The following is a 15,105-nucleotide window of genomic DNA, read 5'->3' as shown; positions in this document are numbered from 1 at the left end:
AACAAGCTTGCTGATCTTACTGTGAGATTGGGAGATACTGATGAGGCTCGTGGGTATTACGAACAAGATCTGGCGATTGCCCTGCGCCTGGCCGAGGCCGATCCGGTGAACGCCGGTAAGCAACGGGACGTCATGATTTCACTTCGCCAGCTTGGTGGGCTTCTCTCTGGCATGGGCGAACACGAGCGTGGCCAGGTGATGCTGAGCGAGGCGGTGGAGATCGCACGGCGCATCGGTATCGATCTCGATGTCGGCCTTGGGGTCGACCCTTCACAAAACGTGAACCATAATGATCGGTCGGGCCGCCGTCGACGGCGTTGGCCGTTCGGGCGACGTGGCGAACAATGATCAGCATGACGGCCGGGCGGATACGGACGCCCGGTGCGGCCACGCCTGAGAACGGCGGCGGCCCTCCGGCTCGGCCCTGTCGGGGGGCTGAGGCATCCATCGCATAATTCGAACATATGTTCATGATAGCCGCTTGGGGTGACATTTCCACCCCGTCCAGCGACCATAAAGTAGGGGCTCTTCCCGGAGGCGACCGGTTGACGCTGGAAGATCCAGAGTGCTTCTGGTGGCCCAGCGGGTCGATCCAGGCAGCATCAGATGACAGATGCCTCTTTGCAGGGAACACTCATTCGCGGTGGAAGTGCTGGTCAAGGCCTGTTTCGCCCCGGATATGAGGAGTCGTGGTGGATCCCGAGCTCGCCACCGTGGTGTCGTTGCCGCCGAAAGTGACATGTGAGGACTGGGTGGTCCCCGGCCCACTGGGATCGCCTGATGTCACGGTCCGCATCTACCGGCCAAACGAGTCCGGTGAGCCGTGGCCGGCCATGTTGTGGATCAACGGCGGTGGCATCGATGGCGACGGTTGCGCCGGGGGCGACGCGGGGGCGACGCATCCGAACGCGGCGTGGATCTGTGCCGAAGCCAAGGTCATAGTGGTGTCACCGGAGTATCGACTGGCTCCGGAGAACCCGTTCCCGGCGGGGCTTGAGGACTGCTACGCCACCCTGCGGTGGCTGGTTGAGCACGCGGAGGTCCTCGGTGTCGACCGCGGCAGGGTAGCCGTCGGCGGCGCGAGCGCCGGCGGGGGGCTCGCGGCAGGGCTCGCGTTGCTCGCCCGAGATCGTGGCGGCCCCTCCCTGTGCTATCAGCTCCTGGCAGCGCCCGAACTGGACGACCGGCTGGCCACTCCATCCATGATCGATTTTGCTGACACGCCCTTGTGGAGCCGGCCGAACGCCGTGCGGAGCTGGCAGCGTTACCTGGGCCGCTCCGATGACGCCACGCCTGGTGGCGCCAAACCCGGCGATGTCACGCTCGGTGACGCCGCGTTCGGTGACGACGTGTCGCCGTACGCGGCGCCGGCCCGAGCCACCGACCTCGTCGGCCTGCCCCCCGCGTACGTCTCGGCCGCCGAGTTCGACCCGCTGCGCGACGAGGGGATCGACTACGCCCTGGCGCTGCTGCGGGCGGGCGTCTCGGTCGAGCTGCACCAGTTCCCGGGGACGTTCCACGGGGCGAGCCTGGAGCGTTCCGCGGCCGTCTTCAAGCGCCAGGCGCGGGAGATCCATGACGTCCTGCGCCGTGCGCTGTACCCCGCTCCGCAGCCCGCGCAAATCTGATCGTATTTTTTCAGGGCGTTACGGTGGGTGTCGCGTGTGCCGTCAGTCCGCCGGGATCTCCTCCCACCACTGGCACCACCAGTCGCCGCCGACCAGGATGCGCAGCTTCGGGTGCCAGCAGTAGGTGATGTCCCTGTCGGTGTCAAGGTAGTACAGACAGTTGTCGCACCGCTCGCTGCCGTTGGGCTTGCCGCGCAGGATCGCGTCCTCGGCGAGATGGCCGAGCTGCACGCTCAGCTCCTCGTCGATGGGCTTCGGTTCCGGCGCGCCGACATCGTAGACGGGTGTGGTCTCGCTCACCTGGCTCCTCCCTGGCTGAGATCTCCGAACGCGCGGAAAGCCTATCCACGAGGTCCGTGACGTGCGCTGGGACACATGTGACCGGAGGTTGCCTGTAACGTCAACGGGTGCGTATCGCCAGGTTCACCGACGGGACGGAACCGGCCTTCGGGGTGGTCGAGGGAGAGGTGGAGCGGGGCGAGGCCACGGTGGCCACGATCACCCCCCATCCCTTCGGCGCGTTCAGCTTCACCGGCGCGCGGCACCCGCTCGGCGGCGTGCGGTTACTCGCGCCGGTGCTTCCCAGCAAAGTGCTGTGTGTCGGCAAGAACTACGCCGACCACGTCCGGGAGATGGGCGATACCGCCCCGGCGAACCCGCTGCTTTTCCTGAAACCGTCGACGAGCGTGATCGGTCCGGGCGACCCGATCGTGCTTCCTCCTGACAGCGATCATGTCGACTACGAGGGTGAGCTCGCGATCGTCATCGGGCGGCTGTGCCGGGACGTCCCGGTGGCGCGGGCGCTGGAGGTCGTTCTCGGTTACACCTGTGCCAACGACGTCAGCGCACGCGACCAGCAGCGGGCCGACGGCCAGTGGACCCGGGCCAAGGGGCACGACACCTTCTGCCCGGTCGGGCCATGGATCGAGACCGATCTCGACCCGTCCGACGTGGCTGTCCGCACGACTCTCGACGGCGAGCTCCGGCAGGACGCCCGGACGAAGTCGCTGCTGCACGATGTCGCGTCGCTCATCGCGTACATGTCCGCGGCGATGACCCTGCTGCCCGGTGACCTCCTGCTGACCGGAACGCCGGCCGGGGTAGGCCCGATGAGCCCCGGGCAGACCGTGGCCGTCACGCTGGAGGGGATCGGCACCCTCACCAACCCGGTCACCTCCCGCTGATCCAGATAATTGATCATATCCGGACCTGCCGGTGACCTGCCGGTGGGCGGCTCGCGGCAGGTCACCGGCAGCCTCCCCGGCTGGATGCGGTACAGTAGGGCTCGCCCGCAAGGGCGACCTTGGGGTATGGGGTAATTGGCAGCCCAACGGATTCTGGTTCCGTTAGTCTAGGTTCGAGTCCTGGTACCCCAGCGTCAGGCTTGCTGCGCTGCGAAGTATAGTGTGCCTGAAGTGAGAACAGTTGGCCCCGTCGTCTAGTGGCCTAGGACGCCGCCCTCTCAAGGCGGTAGCGCCGGTTCGAATCCGGTCGGGGCTACAGGCAAGACCACTGGTAAAGGGCTGGTGACCTGGGCAGACCAGGGCACCAGCCCTTCGTCGTCTGTCCGGCTGTCACCGGTCGGGGACGGTGTTCTACGGCCGTCTCCCCGAAGCGGCCCCGAAGTCCCGAGGCGGCGTGTGTCCGGTCAGCGCAAAGGGTCCCAGGATCAACAGCTCCTGGGACCCTTTGCGCTGTTCTTGGCGCGGCTGGCGGTACTGCCGGTCGCTCCTACCGACCCACGGTCATCAAACAACCGTCAGCCGAGGCATCGACGCGGGGTGACGCGCCATGGCGCACTCCCGACACCCGCAGGAGCTCGGGTCGTGTCCGTGCACGATTCCGGCTGGCTGGTCATTGGTGGTGATGAGCCGCAGCCGCGGGCCGTTGGTCGCGACCGCTTCGTCCGCGCGGACGCCTGGCTCGACGACAGGCGCGAAGGCGGCGGCTGTGCCGGCACAGGCCGGGCTGGCACAGGCCGGGTCGGCGGGGGAGGCGGCGACGGCGGTCAGGGGGGTCGCGGTCAAGGTCACGGGGGGCACGGTGTCCTCCTCCTGGGTGGCCGTCCGAAGGCCACCATGCGGACCATACGGTGCCGAAGCGGCCGCCTGCGGCGCCATGGCCTCGTTGAGCCTGTTACCGGCTGGTAAAGATGGTCTAGTCATGGGTGGGTCTGCTTGCCATGTCACACCATCCTTGCCGGCCATGGTGCGCCTGGCGCCGATCGGTAGAGGATGACCGGGATGTCCTCCGTGGCCCCTGTTCCCGACCGGGCGCGGCGTCGCCATGGCAGTGCGCGCGCCGGCCGGCTCCGCCGTGCCGAGCGGACCTCACCCGGCCATCGACCCGTCGCTGACCTCATCCTTCCCGCCGAGAAGCTCAGCGGGCGGACCTGGGGCTGGATGCCGCATGGGCGCGGCCTGCCCACCGAGGACTGGGTTGCCCGCCACCGGCTGCTGGTCTGGATCCTCGCCGTCCATCTGCCGATCATCGTCGGCTGCGCCGCGTACGGGGAGTTCGGCGTCTGGCAGGGGCTGCTGTCGGCCTGCCCGGCGGCGCTGCTGCTCGGCGCGGCCGTCCTGCCGGGTGTGCGCCGCCTGCGCGCGCTCGCTACCAGCCTCGGCCTGCTGTGCAGCTCCGTGGTGCTGGTCCACATCTTGCGGGGACAGCCCGAACTGCACTTCCACTTCTTCGTGGTCGTGGCGCTGATAGCCCTCTATGAGGATTGGGCGGTCTACCTGCTGGCAATCGCGTTCGTCTTCCTCGCCAACGGCGCCGTTGGCGACCAGGTCATCTCCTACCGCCACGCAGGCTCCCCATGGACCTTCGCCGCGATCAGTGCCGCGTTCATCTGTGCGCTGGCGGGCGCCCAGGTGATCTTCTGGTACTTCAGCGAGCAGTCCCGCCGCCGGGTCGAGCACTATCGGGCGCAGCTCTACGAGGGCCAGCAGAGCCTGATGGCCCGCCTCGAAGAGACCGACCGCATCCGCAGCGATCTTGTCGCTACGGTCTCGCACGAGTTCCGGACGCCGCTGACCGGTATCCGCGGCACTCTGCTCACGATCAAAAGGCGGCGGGACCGGATGTCCGCGGCACAGCTCGACGACATGCTCGACTCGGCCGTCACCTACTCCGACCGGCTGTCCCGGTTGCTGGAGAACATGCTCACCGCGGCAACCGCCACGGGTAACGGTACCGAGGAAAACACGGTCGCGGACCTTCCCGAGGTCGTGAAGGATGTGCTCGCGACACTGGCCTACTCGCCGACCACCGCGGCGAACGTCAGCGTCGACCTACCGCCCCGGCTGCCCGTGCGAATGGCCCGCCAGGCATTGCACCAGGTGGTCGCCAACCTCGTCGACAACGCCCTGGTGCACTCGTGGCCCGGAGCGCCCGTGCGGCTCATCGCCGGTCGGGTCGGCGACGAGGTGGTCCTGCGGGTCCGCAATCCTGGCCCCGATCTTGATCCGGCCACGATCCGGCAGCTTTTCGAGCCGTTCACGCAGCGGGACGGGACAGCGACCCGGGAGACCGACGGCGCCGGTATGGGCCTGTACGTGGTCCGGCGGCTGGTCGAGGTCCACGGCGGACGACTGCGCATGAACTCCGAGGACGGGGAGATCATCGTTGAGGTCGACATGTGGGCCGCGGCGCCCCGGCCGTCCGCTGCCGTGTCCCAGCCCGCACCGAGCGATCAGGCGGGTTTCAGCGGTCGGGCGGCGGCACTCGGTGGCGCTGGCGGCGGCCGGACGGTACTGGACAGCCCGCCCGCGCCGTTGCCCGTGCCGCGCGCCCTGGACGGGGACGCACGACAGGGACTTCGGACCGCGGGGGTCTGGCCGAGCCGGTCACTACCGATCGATCGTTCCATGTGATCAACAGTTGGTTTTTTGTAATCTGAGAGTCACAAATTGTTCCACGCTGTAACTGGTGTCCTCGGGCGGCGACTGGATGACCACGGTGGCGGCATTGATCGATTTCAGGCACTCGTAGGAGTACGAGATATAGGTGAATCCGGTCTGCCGCAGCGTGTTGGTGGCGTCACGTAACATCATTCCCACGACCATGGGCACGGCCGCGCAATCGGCGGCCTGCAGCGTGAGGCTCACCGGAGAGGTCATGGTGAGCCGGCTGCCGGGGGACGGCTCCTGGCTCACCACGTTGTTGATGTTGGGTGACCGGTAGCAGTCATACCGGTATGGGATGTTGGTGAAGCCGGCCTTGCGCAGTGTTGTGGAGGCGTCGGCCAGCAGCATGTTGCGCACGTCCGGTACCGGCATCGTCGGCGGGTCCGCTGGGGAAGGGGGCTCGGCCACAGCGATGGAACCGGCTGCTGCCGTCACCGAGGCGGTCACCGAGGCAGCCACCGAAACCGTCACCGCGGCGCTCGGCACAGATCGCTGCCTGACGGACCGCTGCCCGGCGGGGGCACGGCCATCCCGGCTGAGGCCGGTGGCGAGCAGCCATGAGCCGAGGCCCATGAGCATCACCGCCGCGACACCCGCCACCAGCAGTCCGCCGCCGTGCCTTGTCCGTGTGCCGCGCCCGAGCGGTTCGCGCGGGACATACCGGGAACCCAGCCTCCGCAATTCGGCCTCCGTGCCGCCCGTATTTCCCTTTATCGGGCATATATCCGCTGATTGAGCGGACTTTATGTGGTGCCTGCGGCCGCACGGCTGGGCAGGGCCGCTTTCCGGCACTATAGGTGGACGGAACGTGATGACGGATACCCGCCGCATCCTTGTGGCGCAGCAAGTGGGGTACTCTGCGTCACCCATCACGTGATGGAGGGGAACACGTGTCCGCAAGTGGCAGCGATCACAGCACTGACGGCCAGTTGAGTCCCGCGGACCGCTTGGCGTCCGGCTGGCCCGCCACCTCATGGAACTTGCGCACCGGCACCGGCACCGGCAGGCCCAGCCCGGCGGTGGTGTCGCCATCACGCTGCGGCTGCCCCAGCACGATCTCGCGGTGGCGATCGGTGCGTCCCGGGAGCCGGTCGGCCGCGATCTGAAAAATCTCCGCTCCCGTGGAGTGATCAAAAAAGGGGCGGGATGATCGTCCTTGTGGAGGCTGGCGTGTTGCGCGCGTTCTCCTATGGAGACACAATGTCTCGTCAAATGTGACGGATGGCGTCGAACGGGCACCAGCGGACCACTACGACGGTTAGGGACGACGGCTACGGCAGGCGACAGGCGGCGAAGCCGCTCGCACCATCGTGGCCTGTGCCCACCGCCGATCAGATACCGATCTGATGGCGCGAGCTTCACATCGAGAATCCGCCATTGATGAGGGCCGTGTCCACCGATACGGCCCTGAAGGAGGGCCGTCCCACATGCCGGACGAACCTGTATCGCGCCGCATCATGGTGGCTGACATCGAAAGCTGGAGTTCCCGCGACAGCCACACGCAGAAGAACCTGCGGCAACGGTTGCGTGAGGTGCTCAACCTGGCGTTCGCCGAGTCGGGGCTGCCGTGGCGGGAATGGGCTGACGCCGTGGTCAGCGTGGCTGACCGCGGCGACGGGCTGCTGATTGTGATCCCGCCCAACGTGCCCATCGTCCGGCTGCTCGATCCATTCGTCGACCGGCTCGAGGTGGCGCTGCGGCATGATCGAAGGCTGCACAGCGAACCAGCGCGGATGCGGTTGCGGCTGGCGATCCACGACGGCGAGGTGCTGGCCGAGAGTTCCGGTTGGGCCGGCCATGACGTGATCGAGGCATGCCGCCTGGTCGAGGCCGAGCCCCTGCGGCAGGCGCTGCGCGACGAACCCGAGGCCAATATGGCCGTCATCGTCTCCGAACGGGTGCACCGCGGGGCCGTCCGCGACGGCTACGGGAGCATCCGGCCCGAGACGTTCACCGAGGTCGACGTCGTGGTCAAGACGTTCCGGTCCCGTGCCTGGATTCATCTTCCCGGAATCACAGCCTCCCGGCCGGCGACCGCCGCCCGGGAGAAGCCACCGACAAATGAAGTATGGCGGTTCTACGCCTTCGTGGCCACCGGTGTGATCGCCATCGTATCCATTGTCGCGGCGGTAATCCTTGTCCCTGCCCAAGGCGAGAGCTCGGCGGCAACGGTCCCCAACGCAGCTGGGAACAGGGCCACCGCCCCGGTCGCAGGCCCTGCTACGCAGGCTGCCTTCCACCGTCCTGCGCCACCCTCCCTGCCGGCCAGTAGCAGGACTGACACGCTGCCCCCGGAGCCAGGCCCCGTGGCCACCATGACGAGTCCCGGTCCTCCACGCCGGCCCACCGCCTCGCCGCCAGCGCCTGTAACCACACCGCAGTTGTTCGGCCCCTCCCAAGCAAATGTTGGGCAGTCCTTCCATCTCAGCGGCACCGGCTGGCTGCCATGCCAGGAGAACACCCAGATCAGTTTGGTCTTCGATCACGCGGTCATCTCCCAGCGGGCCACGCTCGACGCCAGCGGCGCCTTCGACCAGCTCATCACGGTCCGAGCCGATGGCGGAATCGGCAGAGACAACTCACCGCGTTACATCTATTTGACTCCGGGGCAGCACAAGATCCAGGCGAAGGCGATCGACGGACAGAACTGTACCCGGGAAAGACCCATCATCACCCTCACGATCACCTGATCGCGGTAGAGACCGTACTTTCGGGCAGCTCCCCGGATGTCGGAGAAGGGATGTTTCACGCGGGCGGGTGGTAGCTCTCGGTTCGAGAGGCAGTTCATCTGCCTTTCCGCCCTGGGCCACGCCGCGCGCAGACCTGGTGACAGCCGTGATCTTTCTGCTCCGCGCGAAGGTACGGCTCATGATGACGGCTGGGCGGATTTCTGCTGTAGGCGCGCGGTCAACAGCTCGGCGGCGGTAACGATGGCGGTGCCGTGGCGGCGGCCGGGGGAGCGGGTCAGGCGCTCGACCGGGCCGGACAACGACAGCGCCGCGACCACCTTGCCGCCGTCACGGACCGGCGCTGACACCGACGCGAGTCCTGGTTCGCGCTCGCCGACACTCTCGGCCCAGCCATGCCGTCGCACCCGTTCCAGCACGGACGCGTCAAATGCCGCCGCGCCGGGAAGGAGCGCACCAACGGGAAGGGCGCTCGCGTCGGCGCCGGTGGCATCGGTGAAGGCCAGCAGCACCTGTGCTCCCGATCCGGCGGTCATCGGCAGCGTGGACCCCACGGGGACGGTGTCACGCAGGCCGCTGGCGCGTTCGGCCGCGGCCACGCACACCCGTACGTCTCGGCGCCGCACGTAGAGCTGGCTGCTCTCGCCGGTGGCGTCGCGCAGCTCCGCCAGGACCGGGGCGGCCGCGTCCACCAGCGCCCAGGGCAGCGGCAGCGCGCCACCGGCGGCCAACCGCGGGCCGGGAACGAAGCGGCCGTGCGGATCCCGCCCGACCAGCCTGTGCACCTCGAGCGCGGCAGCGAGCCGGTGCGCGGTCGCCCGGCTGAGCCCGGTCCGGGTGACCAGTTCACCGAGGGACACCGGGCCCGCCTCCACCGCGCTCAGCACGGCGGCAGCCTTGTCAAGAACACCGACTCCGCTAAGCTGTTCCACAGGCTGATATTGCCATCTCAGATAGTGGGAAGCACGGTATTCGGGATGGTCGCAATCAGTGATTTGCATCGCAACGTTCATCATCGCAACGTTCACCGCCCGGCCGCCACTGCCGGGCGGATCCGAGAAAGCCACCTGAAGGAGTGGGCTATGGGGCGCACACTCGCGGAGAAGGTCTGGGACGCTCACGTCGTCCGGCGTGTCGACGACGAGCCCGACCTGCTCTACATCGACCTGCATCTCGTGCACGAGGTGACCAGCCCGCAGGCCTTCGAGGCGCTCCGGCTCGCCGGCCGGAGCATCCGCCGGCCGGAGCTGACTCTCGCGACCGAGGACCACAACGTCCCGACCACCGACACGCTGCGCCCGATCGCGGACCCGGTGTCGGCGGCCCAAGTCGAGGCCTTGCGCAAGAACTGCGCCGACTTCGGTGTCCGGCTGTACCCGATGAACGACCCGGGCCAGGGAATCGTCCACGTGGTCGGTCCGCAGCTGGGGCTCACCCAGCCGGGTATGACGATCGTCTGTGGAGACAGCCACACAGCTACCCACGGCGCGTTCGGTGCGCTCGCCTTCGGCATCGGCACGAGCCAGGTCGAGCACGTGCTGGCCACCCAGACGCTGCCACAGCACCCGCCGAAGACCATGGCGGTCACGGTGGACGGGCCGCTGCCCGCCGGGGTCACCGCCAAGGACCTGATTCTCGCGATCATCGCTCGGATCGGTACCGGCGGCGGCCAGGGGCATGTGATCGAATACCGTGGTGAGGCCATCCGCGGGCTGTCCATGGAAGGCCGTATGACGGTCTGCAACATGTCCATCGAAGCGGGCGCGCGTGCTGGCATGATCGCTCCCGACGAGGTGACCTTCGCCCATCTTCGGGGCCGCCCGCACGCCCCGGTGGGAGCGGCCTGGGACGCCGCACTCGCCTACTGGCGGACCCTGGCCACCGATGATGATGCGCTGTTCGACCGCGAGGTGGTGCTCGACGCGACCGGGCTGAGCCCGTTCGTCACCTGGGGCACCAACCCCGGGCAGGGCGCGCCGCTGTCGGCCAGGGTTCCCGCCCCGGCCGACTACGCCGATCCAGCTGCCCGCGCCTCGGCTGAGCGGGCACTGGCCTACATGGCGCTCACCCCCGGCACCCCCCTGCGTGACATCACCATCGACACGGTGTTCATCGGGTCCTGCACGAACGGCCGCATCGAGGACCTGCGGGCCGCCGCGGACGTCCTGCGCGGTCGCCGGGTGGCTGACGGGCTGCGGGTGCTGGTCGTCCCCGGTTCGATGGTGGTGAAGGCGCAAGCCGAGGCTGAAGGGCTGGACGAGGTCTTTCGCGCGGCGGGAGCGCAGTGGCGCAGCGCGGGCTGCTCGATGTGCCTGGGAATGAACCCGGACACCCTGCGGCCGGGCGAGCGCAGCGCGTCCACGTCCAACCGCAACTTCGAAGGACGCCAAGGCCCCGGCGGGCGCACTCATCTGGTCTCGCCCGCCGTCGCCGCCGCGACCGCCGTCACCGGGCGGCTGACCGCGCCCGCGGATCTTTGACCGCTGAGCTCCGCGGCGAGCCGGGCAGATGGCTTTCGAAACACGCGCCAATCGCCGACGCGGGCCCAACCACGACACGACGAAAGGGTGCATTCGTGATGGAGGCGTTCACCACGCACACCGGTCGAGCGGTGCCGCTGCGGCGCAGCGACGTCGACACCGACCAGATCATCCCCAGTGACTGGCTCAAGCGCATCGAGCGTACCGGGTTCGGCGCCGGCCTGTTCTCGCAGTGGCGGGCCGATCCGGGCTTCGTTCTGAACGATCCGGCGTACATCGGCGCGACGATCCTGCTCGCTGGCCCGGACTTCGGCACCGGGTCGTCCCGCGAACACGCTGTGTGGGCACTGCAGGACTACGGCTTCAAAGTCGTGATTTCGGCCCGCTTCGCGGACATCTTCCGCGGCAATGCGCTTGGTAACGGCTTGCTACCGGTTGGACTGCCGACGGTGACGATCGAGGCGCTCGCTGATCAGGTCGAAGCCGATCCTGGCGTCCAGATCACCGTTGACCTGGCCACGCGTGAGGTGCGGGCACCCGGGCTCGTCGCGGGTTTTGAGATCGACGACTTCACTCGCTGGCGTCTCATGGAGGGGCTGGACGACGTCGGCCTGACCCTGCGGCGACAGGAGGGCATCGCGGCCTTCGAGGCCGCCCGCCCCGGGTGGCTGCCGGTGACTTCGTAGCGGGCTCCATATCGGCCTCCGGCGGTGCGGATTGAAATGATCAATACGCTGCGGGAGCGGTGATGGTTACTGAATGTTACAAACATGGCTGATCGCGGGATCGTCCACCATCCTCCCGGTGCCGTCAGATGATCTAGAAGAGTCGTTGACGTGCGGGTTTGTGTTGCGCGACACGCGCAGGGGAATTGCCCTAACCGGTGGACATGCCTACGGTGCAGCGCAGTGTGATGCCCGATCTGCTCCCTAACCCCGCGCCCGCGGGGGGCGTCCGGAGGTTGTTGTGAACAAGTCCCAGTTGGTTGATCGTATCGCCCAACAGATCGAGGGCGGGCGATCGAACGCGACCAAAGCCGTCGATGCCGTGTTCGAGGCAATTCAGGAAGCCGTGTCCGCTGGTGAGAAGGTCACCATCACCGGGTTCGGCGTCTTCGAGCGTGTCGAGCGGGCCGCCCGTACCGGCCGCAACCCGGCCACAGGAGAGCCGGTACAGGTCGCGGCCTCGGTCGTGCCGAAGTTCAGGCCGGGTTCGGAGTTCAAGGCCAGCGTGTCCGCGAGCGAGGAGTAAGTAACTCGTAGGCGGGTGCCGACCGTGGGTCCGCCAGGGCACTCACGGTCGGCGCGGTGCTGGCGCGGTGCTGGCGCGGTGCTGGCGCGGTGCTGGCGCGGTGCTGGCGCGGTGCTGGCCGTCGGCACACGTGCCGGTCAGTTGTGCGCCAGGCGTAGGGACGGGCTCATCAGGTCGGTCTGATAGTCCGACAGCGGTTCGCCGTCCGGGCTGGTCGACTGTCGATACCAGGTCCCGTCCGGGCGCAGGATCCAGGCTGCCACGCTTTCGGAGAAGGCGTGGTCGAGCATGGCCCGGAGCGGTTGCTGAAACGGCCGGCCCACCCGCACCAGCGCCTCGATGCGACGGTCGAGGTTGCGATGCATCATGTCCGCGCTGCCGATCCAGCACTCCTGGAGCGAGGTGAACTCCAGGACCCGGCTGTGCTCCAGGAAGCGGCCCAGGATCGATCGGACGTGGACGGTTTCGGACAGGCCCGGGATGCCGGGCCGTAGCCCACAGATCCCCCGGACGAAGCACTTCACCGGCACACCGTCGCGTGACGCCCGGTAGAGCGCATCGATGATCTCTTCGTCGACAAGGCTGTTGACCTTGATGCGGATCCCGGACGTCTGGCCTTGGCGGGCCGCCTCGGCTTCCCGCTCGATACGTTCGATGATGCCGTCCCGCATGTGCTGGGGCGCCACCAGCAGTGAGCGGTACTCGGTCTGGCGGCTGTAGCCGGTCAGCACGTTGAACAGGTCGGTGAGGTCGGCGCCGACGTCGGGGTCGGCGGTGAGCAGGCCGAGGTCCTCGTACAGCCGTGCCGTCTTCGGGTTGTAGTTGCCGGTGCCGACGTGGCAGTACCGGCGCAGCCCGCCGCGTTCCTGACGGACCACCAGACAGGTCTTGCAGTGTGTTTTCAGGCCGATCAGTCCGTACACGACATGACAGCCGGCCCTCTCCAGCTCTCGTGCCCACCGGATGTTCGCGGTCTCGTCGAACCTGGCCTTGATCTCCACCAGGACGACGACCTGTTTGCCTGCCTCGGCCGCGCTGACCAGCGCGTCGACGATGGGGGAGTCACCCGACGTCCGGTAGAGCGTCTGCTTGATCGCAAGGACATGCGGGTCGGCCGCGGCCTGTTCGATGAAGCGCTGTACCGAGGTGGTGAACGAGTCGTAGGGATGGTGGATGAGCACGTCACCCTCACGCAGCGCCGCGAAGAAATCGGTCTGCTCTCCCTCGGAGGCGGCGAGCCGCGGGTGGGTCCGCCGCACGTGCGGGATGTCTTTCAGCTCGGGACGGTCGAGGTCGTAGAGCGCCCACAGGACCGACAGGTCGATGAGCCCGTGAACCCGCATGACCTCGCGGTTGGTGACCTCCAGCTCCCGCATGAGCAGGTCCAGCAGGTCGTCGTCGATGTCGTCGGCGACCTCAAGACGTACGGCCGGGCCGAACCGTCTGCGCGCCAGCTCGCGCTCGAGCGCCTGTAGCAGGTCCTCGGCCTCGTCCTCCTCGACTTCGAGATCGGCGTTGCGCGTCACCCGGAACAGGTGCGCGTCCACCACCTCCATACCGGGGAAGAGCTGCGAGAGGTGGGCGGCGATCACCTCTTCCAGCGGGATGAAGCAGACCGTGTGGTCGTCGGACTCCGCTCCTCGCGGGCCGAGCTGCCTGCCGCCGTGCGGCGCGCCGTCCGGGGCGACGCGGATCAGCCGCGGTACGTTCTGCGGGACCTTCACCCGCGCGAACCGCTCGTTGTCCCCGCCTGGGCTGCGTACCGTGACCGCGAGGTTGAGCGACAACCCGCTGATGTAGGGGAACGGGTGCGCCGGGTCGACCGCGAGCGGGGTCAGCACGGGGAAGACCTGCTCGTTGAAGTACCGGTGCAGGCGCTCCTTCTGGACCTCGGTCAGATCGTTCCACAGCCGGGTCGTGATGCCGGTCTCCGCCAGCGCGGGTGCCACCACCTCGCTGAAGCACCGGGAGTGACGTTCGTAGAGCTCGGCCGCTGACGTGCTGATCAGCTCGAGCTGCTCGCGGGAGGTGAGGCCGTCAGCGGAGAGCGCGGCGAGGCGGGTCGCTTCGCGGCGCATCAGGCCCGCGACCCGGACCATGTAGAACTCGTCCAGGTTGCTGGCGAAGATGGCCAGAAACTTGGCCCGCTCGAGCAGCGGGGTGGCCGGATCCTCGGCGAGTGCCAACACACGGGCGTTGAAGTCCAACCAGGACTTCTCACGGTTGATGAAACGGTCGTTGGGAAGGTCGGACGGGATCAGCGGCCGGGGTGCTTCCAGTGGCTCAAGCAGTGCGCTCCGTGGTTTGCGCTGCGGCTGTTCGGATCGGTTCACCACCAGCTCGGTCATGCCCTCGATGGTGCCAGTCTCCGGTCATGGCGGCAGATGTGAGCAGCGACAGGGACCGGTACGACACGTCCGGGACGACCTGTCGGTGAACATCACGTGTAACGGTCACGAAATGCCTCTGGCTGGATGCCGCAGCATGGCGGAAACATCCGGACAGCCGGTGCGTGTGAATCTAGAGCCAGCGGGCATTGCGGCGAGGTTGGTTACTCACCGTATCCGTCGGCGGTTCAGCCACGCCTGCGGCGCTCCGGCCCGGCAGCCGGTGCACAGGCTCGTCATGGTTCCGCCGTACAGACATGGCGACCAGGTATTACAGGCGTATCACCGCACTGTGTCGGAGCCGGCGGGCATAGCTGCCCGGGAGCGCACCGTCGGCGGCGTACCGGCCACGATGGTGAGACGCGACACGGTTGTACCGCGGCTCGCCCGGGACGTGTCTGGTGCGGGCGCCGCGCACACCCGCATCGAGCCGAACCAGCCCGCCGGGGCTTCAGCTGGCCTGGGCGGGCGGACCGGGCCCGGCCAGGGAGCGGCTGGTTTCACGGTTTCAGGATGTCGTGTGTCCGCGGGCCGACGCCGAGGCTCATTGCTTCCCGCAGGTCCGCGAGCGTGTCCACATCACGTCGCAGACCGGGTACGGACCGGCCGAGCGACCCGGTCAGATCCCGGGCTCCTGAACTGATGTGCGCCGCCCGGCTTGCCGGGCCGAAGCGGGGCGCGAGCGGCGTTCCGGGCGCGGCGGCGAGCATGACCGTACCGGTGCCGTCCGCATCCGCGACCATGGCCCGACCGCGGGCCGGCGC

At 67.9% G+C, this 15,105-nt stretch carries 14 protein-coding genes, 2 tRNA genes and 1 pseudogene; 11 read left to right on the top strand and 6 right to left on the bottom strand.

The annotated features are described in order from the left end of the window. Both MJ777_RS18845 and MJ777_RS18840 read left to right on the top strand, forming a co-directional pair. Positions 1 to 348, top strand: a 348-nt coding sequence (locus MJ777_RS18845; protein ID WP_239377302.1) for a tetratricopeptide repeat protein, incomplete at its 5' end; no start/stop codon positions are given. Between the two features lie 341 nt (positions 349 to 689). Continuing rightward, positions 690 to 1,628, top strand: a complete 939-nt coding sequence (locus tag MJ777_RS18840) for an alpha/beta hydrolase fold domain-containing protein (protein ID WP_239347715.1) — start codon at positions 690 to 692, stop codon at positions 1,626 to 1,628. A 42-nt stretch (positions 1,629 to 1,670) separates the two neighbouring features. Here MJ777_RS18840 and MJ777_RS18835 read toward each other — a convergent pair whose 3' ends face one another. Continuing rightward, complete coding sequence (locus tag MJ777_RS18835) at positions 1,671 to 1,928, bottom strand: hypothetical protein (protein WP_239310359.1); 258 nt, start codon at positions 1,926 to 1,928, stop codon at positions 1,671 to 1,673. A 107-nt stretch (positions 1,929 to 2,035) separates the two neighbouring features. Between MJ777_RS18835 and MJ777_RS18830 the strand changes: the two genes are divergently transcribed. The 3 genes from MJ777_RS18830 (at position 2,036) to MJ777_RS18820 (ending at position 3,128) form a co-directional block, all read left to right on the top strand. Further along, complete coding sequence (locus MJ777_RS18830; protein WP_239310358.1) at positions 2,036 to 2,812, top strand: fumarylacetoacetate hydrolase family protein; 777 nt, start codon at positions 2,036 to 2,038, stop codon at positions 2,810 to 2,812. Positions 2,813 to 2,932: 120 nt separating this feature from the next. Continuing rightward, positions 2,933 to 3,004, top strand: a tRNA-Gln gene (locus tag MJ777_RS18825). A 51-nt stretch (positions 3,005 to 3,055) separates the two neighbouring features. Then, positions 3,056 to 3,128, top strand: a tRNA-Glu gene (locus MJ777_RS18820). 248 nt (positions 3,129 to 3,376) lie between these two features. Here the strand turns inward: MJ777_RS18820 and MJ777_RS18815 are convergent. Continuing rightward, complete coding sequence (locus MJ777_RS18815) at positions 3,377 to 3,793, bottom strand: hypothetical protein (RefSeq protein WP_239377301.1); 417 nt, start codon at positions 3,791 to 3,793, stop codon at positions 3,377 to 3,379. Positions 3,794 to 3,871: 78 nt separating this feature from the next. On the opposite strand from MJ777_RS18815, the gene MJ777_RS18810 reads away from it, so the two are divergent. Next, positions 3,872 to 5,503 carry a HAMP domain-containing sensor histidine kinase gene (locus MJ777_RS18810; RefSeq protein ID WP_239310357.1) on the top strand — a complete coding sequence of 544 codons (1,632 nt, stop codon included), beginning with the start codon at positions 3,872 to 3,874 and terminating at the stop codon, positions 5,501 to 5,503. On the opposite strand, the gene MJ777_RS18805 is transcribed toward MJ777_RS18810, so the two are convergent. Continuing rightward, positions 5,504 to 6,217 carry a PASTA domain-containing protein gene (locus MJ777_RS18805; RefSeq protein WP_239377300.1) on the bottom strand — a complete coding sequence of 238 codons (714 nt, stop codon included), beginning with the start codon at positions 6,215 to 6,217 and terminating at the stop codon, positions 5,504 to 5,506. Positions 6,218 to 6,509: 292 nt separating this feature from the next. On the opposite strand from MJ777_RS18805, the gene MJ777_RS23215 reads away from it, so the two are divergent. Beyond that, entirely contained in the window at positions 6,510 to 6,686 is a 177-nt protein-coding gene (locus tag MJ777_RS23215; RefSeq protein ID WP_239310355.1) for a helix-turn-helix domain-containing protein, read from the top strand. Between the two features lie 277 nt (positions 6,687 to 6,963). Further along, positions 6,964 to 8,226, top strand: coding sequence for a hypothetical protein (locus MJ777_RS18795; protein WP_239347698.1), 1,263 nt, complete (start codon positions 6,964 to 6,966; stop codon positions 8,224 to 8,226). A gap of 176 nt (positions 8,227 to 8,402) precedes the next feature. On the opposite strand, the gene MJ777_RS18790 is transcribed toward MJ777_RS18795, so the two are convergent. Further along, a complete protein-coding gene (locus MJ777_RS18790; RefSeq protein WP_239310353.1) occupies positions 8,403 to 9,155 on the bottom strand; it encodes an IclR family transcriptional regulator in 753 nt (250 codons plus the stop codon). Positions 9,156 to 9,305: 150 nt separating this feature from the next. On the opposite strand from MJ777_RS18790, the gene leuC reads away from it, so the two are divergent. From leuC to MJ777_RS18775, 3 genes are all read left to right on the top strand, one after another. Then, positions 9,306 to 10,703, top strand: a complete 1,398-nt coding sequence (leuC, locus tag MJ777_RS18785; RefSeq protein WP_239310352.1) for a 3-isopropylmalate dehydratase large subunit — start codon at positions 9,306 to 9,308, stop codon at positions 10,701 to 10,703. Between the two features lie 98 nt (positions 10,704 to 10,801). Beyond that, entirely contained in the window at positions 10,802 to 11,389 is a 588-nt protein-coding gene (gene leuD / locus MJ777_RS18780) for a 3-isopropylmalate dehydratase small subunit (protein WP_239377303.1), read from the top strand. 280 nt (positions 11,390 to 11,669) lie between these two features. Continuing rightward, positions 11,670 to 11,954 carry an HU family DNA-binding protein gene (locus tag MJ777_RS18775; RefSeq protein ID WP_239310351.1) on the top strand — a complete coding sequence of 95 codons (285 nt, stop codon included), beginning with the start codon at positions 11,670 to 11,672 and terminating at the stop codon, positions 11,952 to 11,954. A 137-nt stretch (positions 11,955 to 12,091) separates the two neighbouring features. Here the strand turns inward: MJ777_RS18775 and MJ777_RS18770 are convergent, their stop codons facing one another. Next, on the bottom strand, positions 12,092 to 14,302 hold the full coding sequence (locus MJ777_RS18770) for an RNA degradosome polyphosphate kinase (protein WP_239310350.1): 2,211 nt from the start codon (positions 14,300 to 14,302) through the stop codon (positions 12,092 to 12,094). Between the two features lie 539 nt (positions 14,303 to 14,841). Further along, positions 14,842 to 15,105, bottom strand: a pseudogene (locus tag MJ777_RS18765) (2-phospho-L-lactate guanylyltransferase); the annotation flags it as partial.

This window comes from Protofrankia sp. Cj5 (genome assembly GCF_917627405.1).
Taxonomy (GTDB): Bacteria; Actinomycetota; Actinomycetes; order Frankiales; family Frankiaceae; genus Protofrankia.
This window is presented reverse-complemented; position numbering and strand designations above follow the sequence as displayed.